The organism is Sphingobacterium endophyticum (assembly GCF_009733535.1).
Lineage (GTDB): Bacteria > Bacteroidota > Bacteroidia > Sphingobacteriales > Sphingobacteriaceae > Sphingobacterium > Sphingobacterium endophyticum.
Genome location: NZ_SMMI01000013.1, coordinates 1 through 26,286, shown reverse-complemented (window position 1 = coordinate 26,286; position 26,286 = coordinate 1). Strand labels below are relative to the sequence as shown.

The window sequence follows — 26,286 nt, the reverse complement described above, 5'->3', positions numbered from 1 at the left end:
TTATTGGCTAAAAGTATTTAGCCATCAATCCTAAGCGCAATTTTCCCGTACTGACTTTCACTTTCAAAATGCTGATGTGCCTTAATAACCTCTTCCAACGTGTAGACTTTTGTCAATAATGGAATAAATCTCCTTTCCTTGACCAAGGGTAAAATATTTGTTTCAATCTCTTTTGTAAGATCTGCTTTAAATCCTATATCTCTAACTCGTAGGGTTGATCCCGTAAGAATTATCCTTTTTTGCATTAACTTCAACAAATTGATCTCAACTCTGGCTCCATGAGTAGCATTAATTTGAATCAGTCTTCCATCTTCCTTCAACAATTCAATATGCTTATTGAAGTATGTTCCACCTATGCTATCCAATACAACATCAATGCCTTCATTTTTAAATGCCTCAAAAAAGTCTTCTTCTTTATAATTGATTACAAAATCTGCTCCTAATTCAAATGCTATTTTCTTCTTTTCATCTAAACCTACTGTTGTATATACGGTGGCACCAAACAATTTTGCTAACTGAATTGCTGTAGATCCAATTCCTCCTGTACCTCCATGAATTAAAACTCGTTCAAATTTTCTTAATTTACCTCTTTCAAATAGATTGTTCCAAACGGTATAGACAGTTTCAGGAAAGCATGCTGCCTCTTCAAAACTTATATTCTTTGGCTTAGGTAAACAGACTTTTTCAGAAATACATACCAGGCTAGCATAACCTTCTCCAGGCAATAATGCCATTACCTCATCTCCAAGGTTAAAATTCGATACTAATGGACCAATTCCTTTTACAATACCTGATACTTCCAATCCTGGAACATCATTCGATATACCCGCTGGCGCTGGGTAATTTCCTTTGCGTTGAAAAACATCTGGTCTATTTATCCCTGCCGCTTTTATTTGAATTAATACTTGATCTCCAATCGGAGTCGGATCTGGTCTATCCTCTATTATAAAAACCTCGGGGCCTCCAAATTCTTTGATTGATGCAACTTTCATATTTATTTATTGGGATAGGTTTGCAACCTTAGGTTAAACGTTAACATGAAATATCGACCCAATCTATTATTTCTAGATTCAAAAACATCATTGCCAACATAAGAAGTCAAAACTCCAACGTTTTTATTCTGATCCATTATATCATTACACTGCAACCTGATTAGTGCAGCTTTATTCTTTAAAAATGAATACTCAATGTAGGTATTAATAATCGTTGGGTTTACATCACTTAATTCGCTTACATAACCTTTATAAAACTTTTGAGACATTTCAGCTCCCAATACAAAATTATCAGATAAATACCCTCTACCCGCCAAACTGAACAAAAAGGAATGAGCGGCAATTTTATTTTTATAAGGAAATTCATAAACCGCCCTATTCAAAAAATAATTGGTATTAAATACGCCTTCAAAATACTCCGATGGTAAATATCTAAATTGTAGATTCTGATTGAATAAAACTTGTTTAGTTGTATTCTTAATGGTATCGATGAATGATAAGTTATTATAATAATCTACATTTCCCGATAGTCCCAGGTTTAACTGATCTGTAAAAATAGGTGAGTTAAACTCATAATACCATTTAATATCATAGTAACCATCCGTATTTTCAAATGTTGTTTCCTGAATCGTTTGTTGTGGTTTCGAAACCTTGGCACTCACAATCTTATTCGCAATAAATGTGTACGCAAAATCGGTCTGAAAATATTGCCCCCGGGTTGGGACAAACTTCCTTAGCGTTGTGGAAAATTGATTGGAAAACTCCGCCTTCAATGATGGATTACCACGGATTACACTTCTTGAATTTGTATTATCCCTGAATGGAGAAATATGTAAAAATGTGGGCTGAATATTTTTCCCTAAATAAGCTAGTTTAATTTCAAGATCATTACTGAATTTATACCTAAGCGTTGTAGAAGGAACTAAATTGACATTATTATAATCATAAACAATGGTATCGCCCTTCACACGTCCCGATAAATTAACTGGCTGAACAGTAAATCCCATGTTTACCCTAAATTTTTTATTAGGTTCATACTGATAGTTCAATCCAGTTTTGAAACTTTTAAATTGGTAAGCATAATCCATGGACAGCGAATCAACAAATTCCCCTCCTAAAATATAGGGATTTCGAACTGTACGAACAGCTTCAATATTGGTAATATCCATTTCATGCATAATTTCTAATAAACTATGTTCATAAAATGGCTCAACATAGGAGATTGATGATTTAATGCCTGAAACATCATTTCTAGAATCGACAAACTGCTTTTGTCGAAAACTACTTTCGACTGGAACATTTCCTGTGGAATCAATCGTCATATACGATTCAGAAATCTCATCATCTTTGGTATTAGATTGGTAATTTAACCGAAGATCGGCTACTAATTTCCTCCCCGGTTTATGGAAAAACTTAGAATACAACATCGAAATATCAGCAGAAGGTTTACTTGTTTTTGTGCTGTCCTGCCTTTCTCCCTCATCTCGAATCGTTTTACGGAATCCTCCATAATTCTTTTGATTCAATAGATCGCTTTTCCGGTTATTATAAAAATACTCCCTATTATAGGAAAGCTTTGGATTTATTTTTAATATATCGTTATTCTTAAACTTTGAATTCATTTCCAAATTCAGCGTATGCAGATTATCATATGATTTATTTTCATATTCCTCAGTACGGTGAATTTTATATGTTGGATAAGTTGAAGTTAATAGTGAATTTCCCGTTGTTAAGTTAAACTTACTCTGGTAGGTATATCCTCCATTCAATGTTACTCTGGAACCTATATTATCTGTAAATGATATACCTATGGACCCTAATTTGTTAAGCCCATCATTTGGATCTGAAAAATCCCCTATCTCTGATAAATCGGTATTTCTACTTCCTGCCCCATCTGGTGAACCAAATAAAAACAAACTTGTATTCGTGTTGTTAATCGATCCAATGATCGACATTTCCTGGCCATCATTAAATTTATTGATCCCGATACTACCCAAAAATCGATCTCGAGTACCTCCACCTATAGTTCCTTGTCCAAAGGTTATTTTTTTCTTATCAGGTTGTAGAATAATATTGATGATTTTTTCTGGGTCATTCGTTTTAATTCCTTTCGCTGTGGAAAGTTCTCCATAATCATTGATAACCTCAACCTGTTTGACAAACTCCGATGGTAAATTACGAGTAGCAGTTAATAGGTCTCCTCCGAAGAACTTCTTCCCATCTACCCTTACTCCTCGAATTAACTGACCATTATAGTATGTGGTTCCATCCCTAAGGACCTGAAATCCTGGCAACTGTTTGAGAGCTTCTTCTAACAAAGAATACTGTGGAAAGGAAAATGCTGCCATATTGAATTGAATCGTATCACCTCGATCTACAACTGGTATGACCTTTAGAATTCTTACCTCAGGAATTAATGTGGTTTGAGGAAACAAGGTAACCTTTGGAATAAATATTTTATTAATAAAACTAGTACTAGAAATGCTTTTATTAATGATTTGATACCCCAATGAACTAAATGAAAGATTCAGACTCTTCCCTTTTATACTATTGAATTTATAAAATCCATTATCGTCAGTCGTTGTACTCATAGTATCTAAACTACTGACCAATCGTACAGAAGCTCCTTTGATTCCTAATCCCGTACTATCTACCACAACGCCTTCAACACTTTTTAAGATTTCCTGAGCGTTTACCTCTTGAATGCTTATAAGGGTGAAAACTAATAAAAATATACTGATCAAGTAATCTCTCACGTGGATAATAGACTAAATTGGTAACGTAAAATTCACATACTATCTATAAACTGAAATTTACTATTAAAACGTTTAAACTAAAAATAATTGTATAAAAAAAACGGGTTAAAATATCATTTCAACCCGTTTTTATAAATTATTTTAAAATATTATTCGCCATCGAAAGCAACTTTCACCAAATGACGGTCAATTTCCCAACGTCCGGTTCCTTCTTCACCTATTACATCAAACAACTCAAGGATGCGTCTAGCTACGTATTCTTCCTCTACTTGCTCAGATAAAAACCATTGGATAAAATTGAAAGTCACAAAATCTTTTGCTTTCATACATTTATCAGCAATCTTATTAAACTGCTCTGTAACGAACATTTCTTGCTCTAATGTTTGCTCGAAGACACCTCTGAATGATTCAAAATCTACAGGAACATTCGTAATTTCTGGTGAAATAGAACGTCCGCCACGATCACTGATATATTTAAAAATCTTCAACATGTGAGTGCGTTCTTCATCAGATTGCTTTGCAAAGAAATTTGATGAATTGTCTAATCCTTGATCATCACACCATGCTGACATCGCTAAATATAAAGCTGATGAATGTGCTTCAATTTTTACTTGTTCGTTCAATATGTTTTCAATCTCTTCTGAGATAGATGTTTTTAATTTCAATAAATCTTTCATAATATATATTTCTTTATCGTGTAATACTTCCAGAAACCTAGTTCAGATTTCTTACATACAAAGATAAGTGTTAAGTGAGGAAAATGATGCAAAAATTTGCAATACAAATTCAGTCTAAATTAGACTTTTATAAACCTAATTTATTTAGAATCAGTATAATTATAAAGAATATTTAATTAGCTAAAACTGCGGAGTAATGTAGACAAGCTTTGATTTCACTATTTAATTGAATCATAAATTTAGAACCAGCTAAAATATCCTTTAATTTAAGAATATCTTCAACTGATAAAATAAAGATACTATCAGTTCTGAAAGGCATAATAATCTCAAAATCAGATGAGCGGGAGGAATCATTCAACATATTGGCTACGTCAATGGAATCAATCCTTTTTTTGAAAGCAAAAAAATCCCTAACCTTAAAAGCAGTCGTCGAACCTTGAAATTCTAACCAATAACAATTCTTACGGCTACATTGGTAGACTGCTCCGTTATCATCTTGGAATATCTCTTCAAAATTTGCTAAAGGACAAATCATGCTATTTCTTTTAATTTGGAACAAATCTAAATATTGTTAAGAATTATTCCAAATAAAAAGAAGGAATAATTATTGCAATCTTCTTAATTTGAAACAAAATCAAAAAAGCCCTCATTATAGAGGGCTTTCATCTTTGTATATTGTTATTTATTAAAATTCTTCTTCCTGATTTAAAACTTCCTTGTGATTACTTAGATTACCTCTGGTCTTGGTTTTGTGTTTATTTATTTGACGTCTAATCGATTCAATAGCAATATCGGTTGCCTCTTCGAAACTTTTAGCCTGTGCTTTGGCAAAGAGCTGATTGCCGGGAACATTAAATTTAAGTTCAACTATCTTATTCGCTTCATCTTCTACATTCTCCAACCTCAGATAACATACCCCTTCAATGATATTATCCAAAAATTGGTTTAATTTTTCAGATCTCTTCTTAATGAACTCGATTAGCTTACTGTCAGCATTAAATTTAATTGATTGCACTGTAATGTTCATTTTTCCTCCTTTTTTAAGCCTTTGGATGAGCTTGTTTATAAATTGTTTTCAAACGTTCAGCTGAATTATGCGTGTACACTTGTGTCGCCGATAACCCAGCATGACCTAATAGTTCTTTGATTGCATTTAAATCCGCACCGTTGTCCAACAGCGCTGTAGCAAATGTATGCCGCAAAACATGCGGACTCTTTTTCTTTTGGGATGTTATTGTGCTTAAATATTTCTTTACTATCCGATAAATAAGTTTAGGATAAGCCTTCTTCCCTTCTTTGCTAACGATTAATTCTGATGAAATGTTTTGAAAATTCTCTTCTTTTTTCATTTTCAAATATTTTTTCAATTCATCAACTAGTGTTTGGTGTATGGGAACAAAACGCTCCTTGCTCCTCTTTCCGAATATAAGTATTTTTTTATTATAAAAATCAATATCTACTTCCTTTATTTTTAATAATTCCGCTAACCTGATTCCCGTACCAAATAGCAATTCGAGAACAATAAAATCCCTCGTATTCTCGAAATCTCCCCCCTCCTCACTTAATTGATCAAGCAGTAAAACCATCTTCTCCTTTTCAACTACCACCGGTAATTTCTTAGGCATTTTTAAGGATTTTATTAATGCAATGGGATTACGTGTAATCAATTCCTCCCGCATTAAAAACTTATAAAATGACTTTAATGACGATATCGCGCGATTAACCGAACTCGATTCCATCCCTTGTTCCTTTAAACTCGAAAAATAATATCGTAGAAAACGATAATCTACATCCTCAAAACTCGATCCTTCAACCCCTATAAAGTCTAATAGATTCTGAATTTCGCGCTCATAGGCAAGCAATGTATGCGGCGAATACCGCTTTTCAAATTTTAAATAATTAATGAATCGATCCTTATACATCGTCTATCGCTTATACTGTAATATTAAGGATAATTAACAATAAAATATGTGACATGAAACAAATATATGTCTGATTAAATTCACATTTTATATACTAAACTTATTACTCCTATCTATATATATATACGTTTAATAATTATTTTTAGTGCAAAAAAAAATGCTTCCATAACTGAAAGCATCTTTAAGAATTTTAATATTTTAAAAACTATAGTTTATTGTTAGAATCAACTGCATTAAGTTCTGCAAAAGCTTGCTCTAAACGTTCAACAAAAGCCTCTTCTCCTTTACGTAACCAAACACGTGGATCATAATATTTTTTATTTGGAGAATCAGATCCTTCTGGATTACCAATTTGCGCTTGTAAATAGTCGTGGTTTTTAGCTTCATATTTTCTAACACCATCCCAAAATGCCCATTGCATATCAGTGTCAATGTTCATTTTAATGGCTCCGTATGAAAGGGCCTCAGTAATTTCTTCTGCTGAAGATCCTGAACCTCCATGGAATACAAAATTAACTGGCTTCTCAGCTGATAAATTGAATTTCTCACGAATATATTCTTGAGAGTTATGTAAAATTACTGGCTGTAATTTCACGTTCCCAGGTTTATAAACACCATGTACATTTCCAAATGCAGCAGCAACAGTAAATTTATCTGAAACTTCAGAAAGTTCTTTAAATGCGTATGCTACCTCTTCAGGCTGAGTATATAATTTAGAACTATCAACATCTGAATTATCAACGCCATCTTCTTCACCTCCTGTAACGCCTAATTCAATTTCTATAGTCATTCCAAGTGGCTTCATGCGCTCCAAATATTTTTTTGAAATCGCAATGTTTTCCTCTAAAGGCTCCTCCGAAAGATCTAACATATGAGATGAAAACAATGGTTTACCATGTTGAGCGAAAAACTTCTCTCCGGCATCTAATAATCCATCGATCCAAGGTAATAATTTCTTAGCCGCATGGTCTGTATGCAAAATAACTGCAACTCCATAATGCTCCGCTAATAAATGAACATGTTGAGCAGCCGAAACAGCTCCTAAAATACATGCTTGTAAATTATCATTATTTAAGGATTTACCCGCATAAAATTGGGCTCCTCCATTTGATAATTGAATAATTACTGGTGAATTCACCTTCTTCGCCGTTTCCATTACAGCATTGATCGAATTCGTACCAATAATATTTACCGCTGGTAATGCAAATTTATGCGTTTTTGCTATTTCAAATAACTCTTGTACTTGATCTCCGGTTAAAACTCCTTTGAAATCTTTTAGGCTCATAGTCTATTCTTCTTATTTTTTTAATTACAATAAAGATAATCTTTTTTTATCAGTTCATAAAATATAGTGTAAAAAATACACTATGAACTTTTCCCAACTGTCCGCCTTTCCAATGCCTTTTCCATATTTTATTAATATCTTTATCAGAATAAAATTGTTTAATTATGCTTCAGGTGTACGGAATTAAAAATTGTAATACTGTTAAAAAAGCCATCGATTGGCTCAATCAAAATGGAAAAGAATTTGTTTTTCATGATTATAAAAAAGAACCTGCAACAATTGAAAAGCTGAAGGAATGGGAAAAAGAAATTTCTTGGGAACAATTGGTCAATAAAAAGGGTACAACATGGAAAAAATTAACTCCTGAAGAACAAGCTGCTGTTGTTGATGCAAATACTGCTAACCATGTTCTTTTAAAGAATAATAGTATGATTAAAAGACCCTTAATTGAAAGTCCTAATGGAATATTATTAGGTTTTGATGAAGTAGATTACAAAACTAAATTATAAGCAAAGAATGAATAAATCTATTGTTAAATTATCACTGGGCCTTATTCTGGCACAAGTAGGACTCTCACAGCCTACTTTCGCTCAAAAAGTTGAAAGTGTTTATGATTATAAAGAAGCTTTCAAACCGCTTTTTTACACTAAAAATGGAAATACTTATCGGTCTGCTTCTGGTAAACCTGGTGAAAATTATTGGCAAAATGCCGCAAGTTATGATATTAAGGTAAGCCTTGATGATAAAACTCATGAAGTAAAAGGTACTGTTAAAATTCATTATACAAATAATAGCCCAGATCAACTTGATTTTATATGGCTTCAACTTGAGCAAAATTTATTTAACCAAAAATCCATAGGCCAGGCTGTTGTTCCGTTAACGAATAGCCGATATGGTGATGCTGCCTCTGAGTTTAATGGTGGATATACCATTAGTAATGTCAACAGTAATGGAGCAAAGGAAGTAAAATATAGCATCAACGATACCCGTATGAGAATTGATCTTCCAACTCCCTTGGCTGCCAATGGTGGAAAAACTGAAATAAGTATGGATTTCTCCTACATTGTTCCTCAATATGGTGCCGATAGAACAGGTATTTTACCTACTGAAAGTGGAGATATTTATGCTATTGCTCAATGGTATCCAAAAGTTTCTGTTTATGATGACATAACAGGCTGGAATACTTTACCTTATACAGGGCCAGGTGAATTTTATCTAGAGTACGGTGATTTCAACGTGGAAGTAACTGCTCCGGCTAATCACATTGTGGTTTTAGGTGGAGAACTATTAAATCCAGAAGAGGTTTGGACAAAAGATCAGTTAGATCGATATAATAAAGCAAAATCAAGCGATAAAACCGTTATCATAAGATCTCAAGATGAAGTAAATAACAAGAATTCTAGACCTAATAAATCTACATTGACTTGGAAATATCGTCTTCAAAATGCTAGAGATGTTGCTTGGGCGTCTTCAAAAGCATTTATCCTGGATGCTGCACAAATAAATCTTGCCAATGGAAAAAAAGCTTTAGCATTATCAGCTTATCCAAAAGAAAGTAATGGTAATAACGCATGGGAAAGATCTACTGAATATACGAAAGCGTCTATTGAATACTATTCCAAAAAATGGATGGATTATCCTTACCCAGTTGCTGTTAACGTAGCATCCAACGTAGGAGGCATGGAGTATCCTGCCATTGTTTTCTGTGGTAGCAAAGCAAAAGCTGGTAGCCTATGGGGAGTTACAGATCATGAATTTGGACACATTTGGTTTCCAATGATTGTTGGTTCTAACGAAAGGTTATACGCATGGATGGACGAAGGGTTCAATACATTTATTAATGACCTTTCTACAGAAGCATTTAATAATGGTGAATATTTCCGGAGAATGGGCGATAGAAATGCTATGGCTAAAGCTCTAATGCACCCAAATTTAGAACCGATTCTTACCTCACCTCAAGGCATGAAAGAAAGAAACATTGGTCTCCTTGCCTATTATAAACCAGGATTTGCCTTAAGAATATTAAGAGATGAAGTTATCGGAGCTGAAAGATTTGATGCTGCTTTCAGAAAATATATTGACTATTGGGCATATAAACATCCAACGCCTGATGACTTCTTCCGCACTATCGAAAACGAAACTGGCGAAAACTTAAATTGGTTTTGGAGAGGTTGGTTTCTCAATAATTGGGCTTTAGATCAGGCGATTTCTGATGTGAGTTATGTTGAGCTTGAGCCTGCTAAAGGTTCCATTATCACCATCGACAATTTGCAAAAAATGGCAATGCCTGTGGTGGTGGAAGCGACAACTGTTAGCGGTAAAAAAATTAGAAAGAAATTACCTGTTGAAGTATGGGAAAGAAATAACTCCTGGAGATTTGAACTCAATACTACAGAAAAGCTTTCTAGCGTTAAAATAGATCCAGACAATGTTTATCCAGATATAAATCCTGAAAACAATACTTGGAATTCAAAATAAGATATGAATATTAATAAAATAAGTTTTCTTATAGCAATGTTGCTCTTTTGCAACGTAACTATTTCATTGAGCCAAGAAATAAAAGGCATTGTATATGACCTCGAAACGAGTAAAAAAATATCCGATGTACAGATTAAAAATCTAAGAACAAATGAGCAAGTAAAAACAGATTTACAAGGTAATTTCACAATTCCTGGACAAATCAATGATTATTTAAGCTTAGAAGTTCGTGGCTATGACCGTGATACTGCATTTATATATCAGGAAGGTATAAATAGGATCTACCTTGTTAATGACAAAAGCACGATTACAATCGATGAAGTAATCGTTTCTAAAATAACGGATAGTAGATTGACAAGAGAAATTGAAAGAGCAAAAAACAATAGTAAAGCGGTGGAAACAAGCTCAACAAGAGGAGGATTAAGAATTTCCCCTTCTCGTCTATTTGGAAAAGAAGCTAAACAAGCAAGATCTTCCATCGAAATCTTAGAATTGGAAAGAGAGCATCGAAATGTAGACCGAGTTTTTACCGACGATTTAATTCTTACCTTAATTCCTATGGAAAGACAAGAACTACTGTTGTTTAAAGATGGATATAGGCCGACTTATGAATTTATTAAACAAGCTTCCAAAGAGGATCTGACAGCATATATCTTGGATTCTTATGCTAAATTCAAAACCAATAAAGTGGATTCAATCAAGTAAAACACGAAATGTATTAAACATTTTTTAATAAAATTTGTATTTAAAACAGGTTAGCAAATCTTTCAAAATTTCCGCTAGCCTGTTTTTTTTAAACTTATTAGATATGAAAGTAGCATTAATTGGAGCAACAGGCTTTGTTGGATCCCATATTTTAGAAGAATTAATCCATAAAAATATTGAAGTTACAGCCATAGCAAGAAATGTGGAAAATCTTAAAGATAAGCCCCATGTAATCGCAGTACAATTGGACGTCAATGAAGAAAATAGATTAGCTAGTGCACTTAAAGGCAATGATGTTGTAATTTCTGCATATAATTCAGGATGGAATAATCCCGAAATCTATGAAGACTTTTTAATAGGATCTCGTAATATTCTAAAAGCTGTTGAAGATGCTGGAATTAAAAGAATTATCGTAATTGGTGGCGCTGGAAGTCTTTTAGATGATAATGAAAAAAGAATAGTCGATGGACCTAATTTCCCTAAGGAATTCAAACCAGGAGCACTAGCAGCTGCCGAATTTTATGAGATCATACAACGGGAAGATGAATTGGATTGGACTTTCTTTAGCCCTGCCATTGAAATGAATCCTTCAACTTCCGGCAAAAGAACCGGAAAATATAGATTGGGAACTGACCATCCAGTTTTTGACCATGAAGGCCATTCCAGAATTTCTGTAGAAGATTTAGCCGTAGCAATAGTCGATGAAATAGAAAATCAAAATTATATCAAAAAAAGATTTACAGCAGGTTACTAATCTGCTGTTTTAATCTGTCATTAATTTGCTAATTTTTAGATACCCAACTTCCAATGGGTCTTCAAGTGCTTCTTTATATTCCTTAATTTCTATTTGGAAGTTTTCCTTATAAATTGGATTTAATAATTCTGAAACTTCATAAATATCATCCACATCTATTCCATATTTATCATCGATATGTGATGATTCATGATTCTTCCAAAATACCGAACTCTTCGCTATTCTAGTTGCTTCTGCTAAACTGTCTGCTACTACAAGTTGTTTGTAATGGTATTCCTCCATATCATCAGGCTTATATCCACCTAAATTTACAAAGTACAATTTCTTGCCCACATTATTTATTTGATTATGTTTGGGAACAATTTGAATTTTATAGTCCCCAACTTTCGTAACCTTTCTCCAGGAATCTATATGCATCTTCCCTTCCAGTTCTGGCCAAAATTCATTCATACTAGGTACTAATTCCTTCAGCACTGCTCCTATTCCAAAAAAGATATCATGCTGTTCAGTAAAACGACCTTCAGGCTTTCCCCCAATTACAACCATAAATAAATGTAATGCGTCCAATTTTTCCATCCTTAACTTGCTAATTTTGATAATTCAATAAATTTAATCGATTCTTAGGAAAAACTAATCCCCAGATATATTATTTTTCTTTTAAACATGCCGAGGGATATTTGTAAAAAAATCTTCCAGAAAACAACTGTTTGTTCATTTAGATTATCATTTAATTATAATCTTTCCCTATGGACCAAAGTTATTTAAGACAAAATTGTCGTTAAATAGGATAATTGGATGTATCTTTACCGAAAATACATAGATAGATAATGTTTTCAAAAGCATGTGAGCACGGAATAAAAGCGGTAGTCTATATCGCAACGCAGTCTTTGAGTGGCCATAGAGTTAAAATAACAGAAGTATCGGAACACACAGGTACTCCTGAAGCTTTTACCGCAAAGGTTTTAGGACTCCTGAGTAAACATAATATTCTACATTCAATTAAAGGTCCTTTTGGAGGATTCGAAATGGATAAAAAGCAAATCCATGAAACAAGACTCGCCGAAATTGTTAATGCAGTTGATGGTAATCATATATTTACGGGTTGTGCCTTAGGTTTAAAAGAATGCAATGCAGATAAACCTTGCCCTATGCATAATAATTTTGTGAAAATCAGAACTGATTTAAAGAACATGATGGAAAATACCAGTATTCATGATCTAGCAATTGGTTTAATTTCAGGGGAAAGTATTTTAATTAGATAAGGATATTCATAAACATAATTGGAGGAAGATAAATGAAGGATATAGAAAGTTTAGATGATATTAAAATTCTGGTAAACAAATTTTATGACCGTATTCGTGAAGATAGTCTATTAGGACCTATTTTTAATGGAATTATACAAGATAGATGGCCTGAGCATTTAGAAAAGATGTATAGATTTTGGCAAACTGTTTTACTCGAAGAACACACTTATTATGGAAGCCCATTTCCTCCTCATGCTAAGATGCCTATCAACAAAAAACATTTCGATCATTGGATTGGATTGTTTTCAGAAACTGTTGACAGTTTATATGCAGGAGAAAAAGCAGAAAAGGCAAAATGGCAAGGTTCAAGAATGGCAGAAATGTTTCAGTTCAAAATAGAATATTACCAAGGAAATAATTTAAAGCCATTAATATAATAATATAAAAAACGAGCTAATTTTTTCTAATTAGCCCGTTTCGTTGTTATTTTTGAGGTAACCATTCATTAAAGAACGAAAGAACCTTTGATTCATCATATCCTTTCCCTTCTTCTAAATTTCCACTTTCCCTGGTCGTTAGTACCTTCGAATTTTTATCAAGCACTATGAAAAAAGGATATCCATATTCCTTCCCTTTTCCTGGGGCATACTTATTAAAAACCGCTTCATTTTTATTCTCCGGAGAAAAATTCAAATGATAATACACAAAATTATGATCTAATAGATCCTTGATTTTTTTATTTTGTTGAATAAATTTATTGAATCTTAAACACCATATACACCAGTTTCCACCGGCTTGGATAATTATATTTTTATTTTCATTTTGGGCAACTCGAACCACACTGTCAATGTCCTTTTGCGCATCTGCCTCCGGATGATAAGGTTTAGCTAAACTGTCTAATTCTAAATTTGGTTTTTTAGCTTGAGCATTTACTTCTCCCACTGATCCAATTAAAAACAATGAAAACGCAAATCCTATTATATATTTCAATTTCGTCATATTAATATTTTTTCTACAATAAAACGATACTAAATTAAGGTTTCCTATGTAATTTTAGCATCATTTTAATCTCAAAAAATTGTACCACTATTTTTTAATATTCCACTCCTATTTCCGCTGGCTAGTTCTGCTTGCCTTAATCTTTCAATTAGTTTGGATATACATCAATCATAAAAACAAATCGGAGTTTAAAAGCAAACATTATCAATTGCTTATCTTTTTTACTTTAATATATGATTTTCAACTTATTTTGGGCTGGCTGCTATACATTAACAGTCCATTGGTTAATGCATTTTGGAATGATATAGGAACAGGTGTTAAAAATCGACAATTAAGATTCTTTGGAATCGAACATATGTCAATGATGACCCTAGCCATTCTCCTAATCAATCTTTTTACGTTTACAGTACGAAAAAAAATAGGATCAAATGGATTTTCCTATCTGGCCAAAAGATATATTTGGATAGCAATATTTATTCTGAGCTCAATTCCATGGTCTTTCTCACCGCTTACAAGTAGACCAAATTGGCGATAATTAAGGAGTAGTATGAACCGTAAAATAATTGATAAATTGAAATAGTGAAGTTAATAGAACTACACCTAAAACAATATATTTAAATAATTTTTCTGAAGTGAATTTTAAAATAACTTTCCCTAAATAACTTCCTAAAACACTCACCAATATTAAAAAGGGAATTAATTTTATATATTCTGTAGGGAAATATCCTTGAGAGACATAAATAACAGCTCTACTTAAATCAACCCCTAAGTCAATTAAAGCAGAAGTAGCAATAAAAATGTCCTTTGGCAGGTTAAATGCAGCTAGGGTTATACCTCGAATTGCTCCTCCAGTCCCCACTAATCCAGCAAAAAAACCAGATATCATTCCACCTAAGTATAAATTCTGATTCGTTTGTTTTATTGGTTTATTGAACCTAAATAATAGAAATATTGCTAATAATGCAATCAGAATATTCATCCCTAATTCCATTTCTTTAACCGGCACATACTTTGTCAGCCACGCACCTAAAATGACAAAAAGTACAGCTGGAATACCAAGTTTAATTGCAATATCCTTATTGATTCCATTACGGAATAAGGTAATTTTTGAAATGTTGCTGAAAACATGAAACACCGCCGTAATTCCCAATACTGCTTTAAAATCAAAAAAAAGCGATGCTGTCGGTACAAATAATATAGAAGATCCAAATCCTGAAATCGTACCAATAATTTCTGTGATAAGGGCCAATATTAAAAAAACGAAATACTTTTCCATAAAGGAATTTCAGTGGTTAATAATTCTTATTGTTTTTCATGGCAAATCAATTTGCCGGTTCGGTTTATAAAGATAAGAATTCGGAAGACAAACATGTGTCTTTTTCAAGATCCGCTCATGTTTTGCTTAGGTTTCGCTCGTGTTTCGCTCGTGTCTCATCCACAGCTTGTCCAAAGGTAATCCGGAGCTCGTCCGCTCACAAGCGGACGAGCTGTGGACAATGTCAAACCAAGGTGCGGACCATTCACGACCAAAACACGACTGAAACCCAAAGGTGACCCGACTGTCGTATATTTCGACTATTGTATTTTTCATTATAAAAATCAATGGTCCGAGATTTCTATGAAATCCGACCCATTTTTTGTTCCCAACACTTAGAAAAAGTGCTAAGAACGATGGAAATGTATCAAATTGATACTGTGAAGATTTTTATTCTGGAAAATTATTATCTCCATCCCCCACCTAGTGATCTGTACAGATCAACGTAGGATTCTAAATGTTCTTGTCTTAATTCTACTAAAGCTAAATCAGAATTTAAAGCATTACTTTGGGCAGTAATTACCTCTAAATAAGTTGCATATCCACCTTTGAACAGTAATCCTGCATTTTTGACTGCTTTTTCAGAGTTTTCTACTCTTAATCTTGCAAATTCTAATTGTTCTCTTAATTTTTCCACGGTTACTACAGCGTCTGAAACTTCGCTTACTGCCTCCATTACCGTTCTTTGAAAATCAATTTCTGCTTTATCTCGTTCTAATTTTGCTACCTCCCATTCTGTTTTTAATTTCTTATTTTTGAAAATTGGGGCAGTGATATTTCCTCCGAATCCACCCAAGAGCGAACCTGGAATAGAAAACCAATTCTTGGGTAGCATAGAATTAACACCAAATACACCCTCAAGAGAAAGTGAAGGATATCTCATTGCTTGTTTAATATTTGCATTGGCATTTGCAGCAACCAAATCCCATTCCGCTCCGCGTACATCAGGCCTATTCCTTACTATATCTACTGGAGAACCTAAGGATATATCTTTGTTTTCAGCAAATAGATGCTCAAAACTAGTTCCTCTACTAACAGAATCAGGCATCTGGCCAATTAAAATACGTAAAGCATTTTCTTGAAGAACAATTTCTTTTTCAAGTTCTGGCACTAATGAAGCTGCAATTAAACGCTGTGACTCAGTTTGTTGTATTGCTAATGCTGTAATTTCACCCGCATCATATTGTAGTTTTATCATCTGAAGGGTACTATCATTCAGCTGGACATTTCTCTTTGCTACATCAATTTTTGCATCCAACATTAATAGATTAAAATAACCCTTCGCTACATTTGCAATAAGATTGGTCTGAATAGCATTTTTGGCTTCCTGTGTATTTAGAAACTCTGCAGATAATTGATCTTTAGCATTGCTGATTTTACCCCATATATCGATTTCCCAACTAAATCCTATCTCCGTTCCAAACTGATTAAGGTAGCTGAACATGTTTTCAGGAGCTTTTGTTCCATGCTTCTCATACCATTTGGTGGAAGGTCCTGATCCAAATTCTTTGGATCGATATTGTTTATTGACACCTGCAATTGTTGCATCAACCTCAGGTAAATAATTCATCCTGTTCTGGCGCAACCACTTATTAGCAATTTCTATGTTTTTTAATGCTGTTTGCATGTCATAGTTATTAGTCAAGGCTGAATCAATCAAATCTTTTAAGGTAGGATCATGAAAGAATTCTTTCCATGAAATTTGACTGATACTTGAAGTGTCACCAAAATAAGCCAGGGTATCTCCCCTGAACTGATCAGGTAAGTTCAATTCGGGTTGCTGGTATTTCTGTCCCACCTTACATCCCTGCACCATTAAAAATGCAATTCCAAGGCAACCCATTAAAACTTTATATATTAATTTCTTATTCATTGAATTTTATTCTTCTTCTGTTTTAATTTTATTTCGAACCTTCTCATCCAAAGTCTTAAATACCACAAACAATACAGGTATAATGAAAATACCAAAGGTTACGCCAAACAGCATACCACCTGCGGCACTAAAACTAATGGAATGGTTACCAATTGCTGAAGGTCCTACAGTCCACATTAAGGGAATTAAACCGGCAACAAAAGCTAAACTGGTCATTAAGATAGGTCTCAACCTTAATCTTGCTCCATTAATTGCGGCATCTACGATGTTCATACCTTTGTCCCGTTCTTGTACGGCAAATTCAACAATTAGAATGGCATTTTTGGCCAGTAATCCAATCAACATGATCAATCCAACCTGAACATATATATTATTCTGAAGTCCTGCCAAACCAATTGTGGCGTATACACCTATTAAGCCTACAGGAATCGATAACAATACCGCCCAAGGAAGGATGTAACTTTCATACTGAGCCGCTAATAAGAAGTAAACAAACAATATACTCAGCGCAAAGATCAGAACCGTTTGAGAACCTGATTGACTCTCTTCCAAACTCATACCCGTCCACTCGTATCCAACATTACCAGGAAGTTTTTCTTCAGCGTATTTTTCAATTGCAGCCATTGCATCTCCTGTACTATATCCTTTCGCAGGCTCTGCGTTAACAACAATTGCATTATACAAATTATAACGAGTAATGGTTTCCGGACCAACAATTTTTGTCAATGTGACAATTGTATTTATGGGTACCATTTTGCCTTCAGTATTCCGAACGAAAATGGAACTGAAAGATTCAGGGTCTGTACGATAATCAAAGTCTGATTGAACATAAACACGATACTGTCTACCAAATCGACTAAAATCTGAGGCCTGTACCCTTGCGAAATATAAACGAATAGTTGACATCAAGCTGTTAATACTAACACCTAAAGATTTTGCCTTAACAACATCGATATTTACTTCATATTGTGGGAATGTAGATTTAAAACTTGTATAAGCATTTCCGATTTCCGGCAACTCATTTAATTGATTAATAAATGTATCTGCAAGCACATTAAAATCACGAATATCCCCCCCTAATCTATCCTGTAAGACTAATTCAATTCCTGCAAAATCTCCGAAACCTTGTACGGTAGGCCTTGGGAATACCGTAAATTTAGCCTCATGCAATTGGGCAAGATCGTTTCGAATGGTATCCATAAAATCTTGAATATCATGAATTTTTTTCCTGTCTTCATGAGGGACTAAATTGATATATCCTGCAGCAAACGCCGGGCTAGAACTAGCATCCAAAGCATTATATCCGGACACTGAAGTCATTCCTTTGATATCTTCATGTCTACGTAATATGCTATCTGCTTTTTTCAATACTTCAGTGGTCCTTGCTAAGGAAGCACCAGGAGGCATTGCGATATTGTAGGTGATAAAGCCATCATCCTCTGTAGGAATAAATGATTTTGGAGACTTCATCATAAAGAATGCACCTAGAGCGGTAATAACAGCTAAACCTGCCCAAGCCACTTTTTTATTTTTAATGAGTTTTTTAACCCCGATAATATATTTGTCTGTAAATCGATCAAAGGAAGTATTAAAGGCAGTAAAGAACTTATCCTTATAAGTATTGAATTTATTTTTCTTCTTTCCAATCTCTTTCTCATCCTCCGGCGCTTTTAATAAAAGCGCACAAAGAGCAGGACTCAAAGTCAAAGCATTTAATGCAGAAATTAATATGGCTGTTGCTAAAGTATAAGCAAACTGTCTATAAAATATTCCGGCCGGCCCTTCCATAAAACCTACAGGCAAGAAAACTGCAGCCATTACCATGGTAATGGAAAGAATAGCTCCTGTAATTTCCGACATGGTTGACAAGGTCGCCTGTCTAGGTTTCTGCCCTGTTGCATGCATTTTATGGTGTATGGCCTCCACAACAACAATTGCATCATCCACAACAATACCAATAGCCAATACCAGGGCAAACATGGTTAATACATTCAATGAAAATCCAAATAATTGTAGGAAAAAGAATGTACCAATCAAGGAAACTGGAATTGCGATAGCAGGAATTAACGTCGATCTAAAATCTTGTAGGAAAATAAATACGATAATAAATACGAGGATAAACGCTTCAAATAAAGTATGCTTAACTTGATCAATGGATTGATCAATTTGATCACGAACAGAATACGTTATTTCATAATCAATACCTTTAGGGAAGTATTTCTTCTGTTCTTCTAGAACTTTTCTTACTTCCACATCGATATCATGTGCATTAGATCCACTTGTTTGGGTCAGGTTCAAAGTTAAGCCTGGTTTGCCATCGACTTTATTATCAGAGTTTAGGTTGGTAGCACCAAATTCTACCCTTGCAACATCTTTGAGATAAAGAACAGAACCATCTTTATTTGTTTTAATAACGATATTTTGAAACTCTTCAGGCTGACTAAATCTACCTTTATGTTTAATAACCGTTTCAAATGCTTCGTCAGAAGTTTCGCCGAATTTACCGGGAGCAATTTCAAAGTTCTGATCTTTAATCGCATCCGAAATATCTTTCGGAACTAAATTATAAAGCGCCAGTTTTTCAGGATTTAACCAAACCCTCATCGCATAGTCACGCGCTCCCAATCTAGAAACCTGAGCGACACCATCCACACGGAGTAATGGTCGCATTAAGTTAATTTGGGCAAACGCTTGAAGGAAAGTCTCATCATATGCAGAGTCCTTCTGATTTGAAAAGATATTGATGGTCATTATTACCCCACTTTGTCGAGGCATGGTGGTAATACCAGCTTCATTTACTTCAGCAGGAATTGAGGAAATTGCTTTCGAAATCCTAGTTTGTACATTGACAGAAGCAACATCAGGATTGGTTCCGGTTTTAAAATATACGGTAACAGAACCAGAACCGGAATTAGATGCAGTGGATTTAATATAAGTCATATTCTCCACCCCATTTATAGCCTCTTCAATAGGCAATAGAACTGAGCTTGCTACGGTTTCTGCTGTTGCTCCAGGATAACTTAGTGATACCACAACACTAGGAGGTGCAATCTCAGGAAATCTGGTTACGGGAAGCAATTTCATTCCGACCAAGCCTAAGATGACTAAGATAATGGAAACAACAGTAGCTAAAACGGGACGGCTTACGAATGTTTTAAGCATATAGTATAATATAGGATCTAGCTAACCTATACTTTTCCCAACTCTCTAGTTAAGAAAGGATAGCATAGCATAAAATTAAAATTCAAATTATTTTTGTTGTGCTACAGGAATGATTTCAGAACCTTCAGTTAGTTCTTCAAATCCACTTAAGATAACACGGTCGCCTTCTTGTAACCCTTCAGATATAATATACTTATCCTTGGTTTTACCATTTAATTTAATATTACGGCGCTGAGCTTTATTTGCCTTATCAACCACATACACGAAGGTTTTATCCTGTAACTCGTTAGTGGCGATTTGTGGGATCTGAAGGACATCTTTTTTCACTTCAGCAATTTTTAAGGTACCTGTACTACCCGATCTTAAAATATTATTTGGATTAGGGAATGTTGCTCGTAAAGAGATTGAACCTGTGGTACGATCAACTTGTCCATTCACCGCATCAACAATACCTTTTGAAGAATATTCTTCACCATCCGCCATCATAAGAGTAACTTCTGGAAAAGTCAAGCGTTTAAGTTTATCATATTTTCGACCTTCAACACTATCCTTCTTAGCTTGTGCTTTAGAGAAATACAAGAAATCAGATTCATTCATTGCAAAATATATATATACATCCTGAATGTCTGATAAGTTTGTCAAAGGTTCTTTATCCCCTTTGGTAATAAGGTTACCGATACGTTTTGGGATTCGGCCAATATATCCACTTACAGGAGCAGTAATGGTTGTAAAATTTCTACTTAGTTGAGCAGATCTTACTTCAGCAGCGGCTTGATCTAAACCGGCTTTAGCGACCTGATAGTCAGATTCAGCAGAAGCTAATCTTACATCCGCAATTACATCATTTTCTACTAAAGGTCTCAAACGATCGACTTCAAGTTTGGCATTTTTTAATTTTGCTTGAGCTACTTTTTCAGCGGCATACATATTATTCAGATCCTCTTGATAAAAAGAAGGGTCGATTTTGAATAATTTTTGGCCTTTCTGTACATAAGCACCCTCATCCACATATATTTCTTGAAGTAGGCCTTCAACCTGAGGGCGCACCTCAACGTTAACCTTACCTTCTATGGTTCCAAGGTAATCCTTCACCGTTACCGCATCAGCTTTCTCAACAGTATAAACTGGTAAAGCCATGGCTTTTGTCGTATTTTCCTTTTCTTTTGATTTACTCTCGGAACAGCTAGCCATAATACTCACTGTACCGATTAATAAAAAGGTCGCTTTTAAAATTGATAAATTTGTTTTCTTCACAGTAATTTTCCGATTTGATTTATTTGTCTTCGTAATATTTTTATTACACTTCCATCTTATTAACGTATCATTTAACAATTATTGTACCGTTTAACATTTGTTAACATATTATTTTTTAGTTAAATAAATAAGACCTTCTAACCTTTTAAACGTTAAAACACTGATTCACAAAGAACAAGCTGTGTATTTATAACACTAAGATTTTTTTTATTAGATTTTTTTCTGACCTTAAACCAAAAGAGAATTTTGACGTCAAAGCAAACTTTTTATTTAAATCATCTTGTAAACCTTAAAATTATCATGATGAGTTAAAAAAAAAGGCAATTGATTTTTCAATTGCCTCTCCTATTAATTTAGATATACTATTATTCTAAATACTGACCTTGACGAATTAATAAACCTCTATATTTATTGAATACGGAAGACTTCGATATAAATCCTAAATATTGTTCTTCTTTATTGACAACAGGCAATATCCATACATCTTCTTTATTCATTTTCGTCATCACATTTTCCATATTTTCGGTTTCGAAAATTATATCATTTGGTTTTTGTCCCAAAGCAGCGAAGGTCATATCCCGACCTTCCTCCTCTCCCAAAAGGATTGAAAACAAGCGCTCACTATACAAGATCCCCATAAGCTTTCCTTTTTCATCCACAATAGGAAAAATATTACGCTTGGAATGAATAATATCAGATTGTCTGTCCAATGGAGTTTCTTGCGGCCTTAATACGACAAAGTTAGTTTCAAGGACATATCTAATTTTCATCATACTGAGTACAGTCCGATCCTTATCTTCATAGGATATTAAATCACCAGATTCAGCAAGTACTTTGGTATAGATAGAATGCTTCATTACCCCCCTATTAATTAAGTAAGAAATAGAAGCCACCAGCATAAGCGGTACCATTAACGTATATCCACCTGTCACTTCTGCAATTAGAAAGATACCTGTTAAAGGCGCATGCATAATTCCAGCTAATGCCGCAGCCATGCCTGCCATTACAAAATTTGGAACATTTAACTGCACAAAACCAGTTTGATTCATTCCATAGGCAAAGGCGAAACCAATAAGTCCACCCATGACTAAACTAGGTCCAAAGACTCCACCATTACCTCCGCCATTGATCGTGAAAAGAGATGCAAAGGACTTTCCAAATAAAGTCAAAATCGTATACCCAACAACTACCCAAGCGATATCTCGATAATCTGAAAAAAGAGAATTCTTAACAATTGCATTAAAATGCCCATCCAGCATTTGTTGAATAGTGAGGTATCCTTCGCCATATAAAGCTGGGAAAATAAAAATCATGATTCCTAATGATATTCCACTAAACCATACTTTATTATAAGGATTTTTAATATTGGCAAACCAATTTTTTACGACTTGACTAATTTTAGAAAAATAGATAGTATATAAACCCACCAAAACGGCAAGCAGGATATAAAAAATAATGGATCCAACTTCCCAATCGGTAGCGGAAGTATGGAATAAAGGTTCACTATATAAGATTCTAGAGATGACAGCTGCAAGAGCGGAAGAAATTAATAAAGGAATAAATACTGGAATAGAGAATTCAGGCAATAGAATTTCAATAGCAAAAATCATCCCAGCAACAGGACTATTAAAAGCACCGGAAATACCCGCGGCGGCACCACAAGCTAAAAGCATGGTTATCTCTTTATAACTTAATCCGAAGAACCTTCCAATATTAGATCCAATGGCCGAACCTGAATATGCAATTGGAGCCTCCAAACCTGAAGATCCCCCAAAACCTACCGTTATGGCAGCCGTAACTATTTGTGAATATATATTATGGATATCAATTCGGCTTGAACGCCTTGATATTGCATAAATAATAGGTGTAATGCCATGCTCTAATTTCTTACCCTTAATAAATTTACGAACATACAGTACACTTAAGAAAATCCCGATTAAAGGGAAAATGAGATACAAGGAATACTTAAAATGCCATTCTAAGTCATCTTGTAATTTCGCAGCAATAAAATGGGTCATTCCTTTTAATAAAGCTGCTGCAAGACCTCCAACTATACCTACCACAAATGCCAGAACAATCAAGAAGTTTCGATTGGAAATCTTCTGCATTCTCCATTTATTTAATGCTTCAAGCTTCTTAAGGAATTTATGTCTCATATTTTTGATCAGCAAATAGGAATTTACAGATTTTCTGAATCTATTTGGGCTTATGAACTAATAAAAATTAGCTGTACAAAATTATAATTTCTGCAAATATAGGAACCATTTATCGAATAGTTAAATAAAGTAAGGATTGAGATCAAATTCATGAATTTGCCGGGTTACATTTTGTATTTTTGAAGCGAAACAAATTCTATAGTTATGTTAAATATTATTAAAGCAGGAATTATCACAGCATTTCTTGCAACCGGCACTGTCGTTATTCCAAGTGCAATTCCAGATGAAGGGATGTTTCCCTTAAGTGAACTAGGGAAAGCAGGATTAAAAAAGGCCGGATTAAAAATCAGTGAAAAAGATATTTATAACCCAGGTCAAATTGGATTGGTAGATGCATTGGTACAAGTTAGTGGATGTTCAGGTTCTTTCGTCTCTCCAAATGGTTTAATTATTACGAATCATCACTGTGCATTTAGTGCAGTTCAGCTTGCCTCTACCCCCGAACACAATTATTTGGAAAACGGATTTGTAGCAAATTCACACGAACAAGAAATTGAAGCCAAAGGATTAAATATACGTATTACGGATTCATACGAGGATGTTTCGCAAGAAGTATTGGCAGCAGTGGCTCATGTTAGCGATCCTACGGAACGGATTGATATTATAAATAATAAACGGAAGGAAATAGCTAAGGAAGCTGAGGGACAGGATCCCACAATAAAAGCGGAAGTTTCAGAAATGTTTATAGGAAAAAGCTATGTATTATTCAGATACAAAACGATAGAAGATGTTAGGTTGGTTTATGTTCCTCGACAGGATATAGGGGAATTTGGAGGAGAGACCGATAATTGGGTTTGGCCAAGACATACAGGAGACTTTTCATTTTTAAGGGCATATGTGGCACCAGATGGTTCCTCTGCAAAATTTGCAAAAGAAAATGTTCCTTATAAACCTAAAAAACATCTTAAAGTAAATCCAAAAGGAGTTAATGAAAATGATTTTGTTTTCATTTTAGGTTATCCTGGTAGAACATTCCGACATAGACCAGCACAATATATTTCATATCAGGAAAAATATCTCCTTCCCTACACCTCTGAGCTTTATGATTTTCAAAATCAACAAATGGAAATTGCAGGAAAAGATGATAAGGCTACCGAACTTGCATTAGCTACCAGGATAAAAAGAAATGCCAATGTAATGAAGAATTATAGAGGTAAATTAAAAGGTTTAAGAAACATAGATTTAGTAAATACAAAGATTAAGGAGGATCAGGATCTCGAAAAATTCATCCAATCCGATGCTGCCTTGAAGGCTCAATATGGGAATTTGATGAATGATATAGACCAACATTATCAAACAGTTTTCAATAATGCTGAAAAGGAATTATGGTATAATAATATCTATAGCGGAATTCGATCCTTACAATTGGCGAGTCTTACCAATTCATTCCAGGATGCCTTAAATAAAGAGTTATCCTCCAAAAGAAAGGCAGATTTATTTGCAGCAAACATTGAAGGCTTTAAAAAACAAATGGCTAGCCTATATGAGAGCTACAATCTCCAAGTAGATAAAAACATTTCAGCAACGATGTTCAACCAAGCTTATCAATTAAAAGGCGATAACAGACTTCCATTTGTTTCGAATTATCAATTTAAGAGTGAACAAGAGGCTTCAAATTTTATAACAAAAGCTATCGAAAGCTCAAAGCTTTCAAATTATACAGATTTTGAATCAAATGTATTAAAAGATGTCAACAGCTTCTTAAAATACCAAGACGATTTGATGATATTTCAGAAGGGTTTAGAAAAGGAAATGACTCCATTTGATCAAGAACAAAAAAGAAGAGAAGGAAATCTAAATAAATTAATGGCGGATTACATTGCCGTAAAAGAAAAGTTCCAATCCAAAAGCTTTATTCCAGATGCTAATTCTACTTTGCGTCTGACCTATGGAAATATTAAAGGATACAGTCCTGCAGATGCAACCTATATGGAACCCTTTACAACGGTAAGAGGTTTAATTGAAAAAGGAAATTCCGGTCTATCAGAATTTACTTATCCAGAATCCATCAAACAGAACTGGTTGGATAAGAATTTCGGCAACTATTTTAAGAAAGAATTGAATGATGTCCCTGTGAATATACTATATAATATGGATACTACCGGTGGAAATTCCGGTTCTCCAATTATGAATGCCTATGGAGAATTAATTGGTGTAAATTTTGACCGAGCTTATGATGCAACCATAAATGATTATGCATGGAATGAAAGCTATAGTCGTTCTATTGGGGTAGATATTCGATATGTACTTTGGATTGCAGATAAAATTGACAATGCCCAGTTTATAATTAATGAAATGGGTATTAAGAGATAAAATAATTTATAAAAATAGAAAAGCCACCTAAATTGGTAGTCATGGTCGGAAGATTTTCTTCCGACTTTTTTGTTTTTTATATGTGCAAAAATAATTTTATAATTATCTGATAATTAAATAATTAACTTGTTTTTATCGTTTAAATTTTGTATTTTTATACTGATAATCAAACATTTATGTCAGTATTCAATGACCACAAAGTTTCCCTTAGTCAGGTTCTGAATTTCATTCCCGAGGCGCTTTTAAGCCATCTTTCAGCGACCACCAATGTTGACCACTATAGTAAAGTGCTCCATGGGAGGAAAATGTTCTATCTGCTTTTATTCTGCGTCTTTGACAAC

The 26,286-nt window shown here is 34.2% G+C and carries 21 protein-coding genes; 7 read left to right on the top strand and 14 right to left on the bottom strand.

What is annotated here, in order from left to right:
* Positions 1–17: 17 nt before the first annotated feature.
* The 7 genes from E0Y80_RS15180 to fbaA all read right to left on the bottom strand — a co-directional run bounded on the left by E0Y80_RS15180 (position 18) and on the right by fbaA (position 7,632).
* Positions 18–992 carry an NAD(P)H-quinone oxidoreductase gene (locus E0Y80_RS15180; protein ID WP_156308525.1) on the bottom strand — a complete coding sequence of 325 codons (975 nt, stop codon included), beginning with the start codon at positions 990–992 and terminating at the stop codon, positions 18–20.
* Between the two features lie 2 nt (positions 993–994).
* Positions 995–3,748 (bottom strand): TonB-dependent receptor, encoded by a 2,754-nt coding sequence (locus E0Y80_RS15175; protein ID WP_156308524.1) that lies wholly within the window; start codon positions 3,746–3,748, stop codon positions 995–997.
* 149 nt (positions 3,749–3,897) lie between these two features.
* Complete coding sequence (locus E0Y80_RS15170; RefSeq protein ID WP_156308523.1) at positions 3,898–4,425, bottom strand: ferritin; 528 nt, start codon at positions 4,423–4,425, stop codon at positions 3,898–3,900.
* 172 nt (positions 4,426–4,597) lie between these two features.
* A complete protein-coding gene (locus E0Y80_RS15165; RefSeq protein ID WP_231596064.1) occupies positions 4,598–4,960 on the bottom strand; it encodes a DUF6686 family protein in 363 nt (120 codons plus the stop codon).
* Between the two features lie 150 nt (positions 4,961–5,110).
* Positions 5,111–5,452: a ribosome hibernation-promoting factor, HPF/YfiA family gene (gene hpf / locus E0Y80_RS15160; protein WP_156308522.1), complete on the bottom strand. Its 342-nt coding sequence runs from the start codon at positions 5,450–5,452 to the stop codon at positions 5,111–5,113.
* Positions 5,453–5,465: 13 nt separating this feature from the next.
* A complete protein-coding gene (locus E0Y80_RS15155) occupies positions 5,466–6,347 on the bottom strand; it encodes a tyrosine-type recombinase/integrase (RefSeq protein WP_156308521.1) in 882 nt (293 codons plus the stop codon).
* Positions 6,348–6,552: 205 nt separating this feature from the next.
* On the bottom strand, positions 6,553–7,632 hold the full coding sequence (gene fbaA, locus E0Y80_RS15150) for a class II fructose-bisphosphate aldolase (RefSeq protein ID WP_156308520.1): 1,080 nt from the start codon (positions 7,630–7,632) through the stop codon (positions 6,553–6,555).
* 164 nt (positions 7,633–7,796) lie between these two features.
* Here fbaA and E0Y80_RS15145 point away from each other — a divergent pair, with 164 nt between their 5' ends.
* The 4 genes from E0Y80_RS15145 to E0Y80_RS15130 all read left to right on the top strand — a co-directional run bounded on the left by E0Y80_RS15145 (position 7,797) and on the right by E0Y80_RS15130 (position 11,569).
* Positions 7,797–8,141 carry a Spx/MgsR family RNA polymerase-binding regulatory protein gene (locus E0Y80_RS15145; RefSeq protein ID WP_156308519.1) on the top strand — a complete coding sequence of 115 codons (345 nt, stop codon included), beginning with the start codon at positions 7,797–7,799 and terminating at the stop codon, positions 8,139–8,141.
* A 7-nt stretch (positions 8,142–8,148) separates the two neighbouring features.
* Complete coding sequence (locus E0Y80_RS15140; protein ID WP_156308518.1) at positions 8,149–10,110, top strand: M1 family metallopeptidase; 1,962 nt, start codon at positions 8,149–8,151, stop codon at positions 10,108–10,110.
* Between the two features lie 3 nt (positions 10,111–10,113).
* Positions 10,114–10,815: a hypothetical protein gene (locus tag E0Y80_RS15135; RefSeq protein ID WP_156308517.1), complete on the top strand. Its 702-nt coding sequence runs from the start codon at positions 10,114–10,116 to the stop codon at positions 10,813–10,815.
* Between the two features lie 103 nt (positions 10,816–10,918).
* Positions 10,919–11,569, top strand: a complete 651-nt coding sequence (locus E0Y80_RS15130) for an NAD(P)-dependent oxidoreductase (protein ID WP_156308516.1) — start codon at positions 10,919–10,921, stop codon at positions 11,567–11,569.
* Between the two features lie 9 nt (positions 11,570–11,578).
* Here E0Y80_RS15130 and E0Y80_RS15125 read toward each other — a convergent pair whose 3' ends face one another.
* Positions 11,579–12,145 (bottom strand): DUF1543 domain-containing protein, encoded by a 567-nt coding sequence (locus E0Y80_RS15125; protein ID WP_156308515.1) that lies wholly within the window; start codon positions 12,143–12,145, stop codon positions 11,579–11,581.
* A gap of 251 nt (positions 12,146–12,396) precedes the next feature.
* Between E0Y80_RS15125 and E0Y80_RS15120 the strand changes: the two genes are divergently transcribed.
* Together E0Y80_RS15120 and E0Y80_RS15115 are read left to right on the top strand one after the other, a co-directional pair.
* Entirely contained in the window at positions 12,397–12,831 is a 435-nt protein-coding gene (locus E0Y80_RS15120) for an RrF2 family transcriptional regulator (RefSeq protein WP_156308514.1), read from the top strand.
* A gap of 32 nt (positions 12,832–12,863) precedes the next feature.
* Positions 12,864–13,250 (top strand): group III truncated hemoglobin, encoded by a 387-nt coding sequence (locus E0Y80_RS15115; RefSeq protein ID WP_156308513.1) that lies wholly within the window; start codon positions 12,864–12,866, stop codon positions 13,248–13,250.
* Positions 13,251–13,296: 46 nt separating this feature from the next.
* Here E0Y80_RS15115 and E0Y80_RS15110 read toward each other — a convergent pair whose 3' ends face one another.
* From E0Y80_RS15110 to E0Y80_RS15085, 6 genes are all read right to left on the bottom strand, one after another.
* Positions 13,297–13,812, bottom strand: a complete 516-nt coding sequence (locus E0Y80_RS15110) for a thioredoxin family protein (RefSeq protein ID WP_156308512.1) — start codon at positions 13,810–13,812, stop codon at positions 13,297–13,299.
* A gap of 535 nt (positions 13,813–14,347) precedes the next feature.
* The gene (locus E0Y80_RS15105; protein ID WP_156308511.1) at positions 14,348–15,088 is read right to left on the bottom strand and encodes a sulfite exporter TauE/SafE family protein; all 741 of its coding nucleotides are present in this window, start codon (positions 15,086–15,088) and stop codon (positions 14,348–14,350) included.
* 445 nt (positions 15,089–15,533) lie between these two features.
* A complete protein-coding gene (locus E0Y80_RS15100) occupies positions 15,534–17,000 on the bottom strand; it encodes an efflux transporter outer membrane subunit (RefSeq protein WP_156308510.1) in 1,467 nt (488 codons plus the stop codon).
* 6 nt (positions 17,001–17,006) lie between these two features.
* On the bottom strand, positions 17,007–20,162 hold the full coding sequence (locus E0Y80_RS15095) for an efflux RND transporter permease subunit (RefSeq protein ID WP_156308509.1): 3,156 nt from the start codon (positions 20,160–20,162) through the stop codon (positions 17,007–17,009).
* An 87-nt stretch (positions 20,163–20,249) separates the two neighbouring features.
* Positions 20,250–21,416, bottom strand: coding sequence for an efflux RND transporter periplasmic adaptor subunit (locus E0Y80_RS15090; protein ID WP_231596063.1), 1,167 nt, complete (start codon positions 21,414–21,416; stop codon positions 20,250–20,252).
* A gap of 365 nt (positions 21,417–21,781) precedes the next feature.
* Complete coding sequence (locus E0Y80_RS15085; RefSeq protein ID WP_156308508.1) at positions 21,782–23,572, bottom strand: chloride channel protein; 1,791 nt, start codon at positions 23,570–23,572, stop codon at positions 21,782–21,784.
* 204 nt (positions 23,573–23,776) lie between these two features.
* Here E0Y80_RS15085 and E0Y80_RS15080 point away from each other — a divergent pair, with 204 nt between their 5' ends.
* Positions 23,777–25,945 (top strand): S46 family peptidase, encoded by a 2,169-nt coding sequence (locus tag E0Y80_RS15080; protein ID WP_156308507.1) that lies wholly within the window; start codon positions 23,777–23,779, stop codon positions 25,943–25,945.
* Positions 25,946–26,286 lie beyond the last annotated feature (341 nt).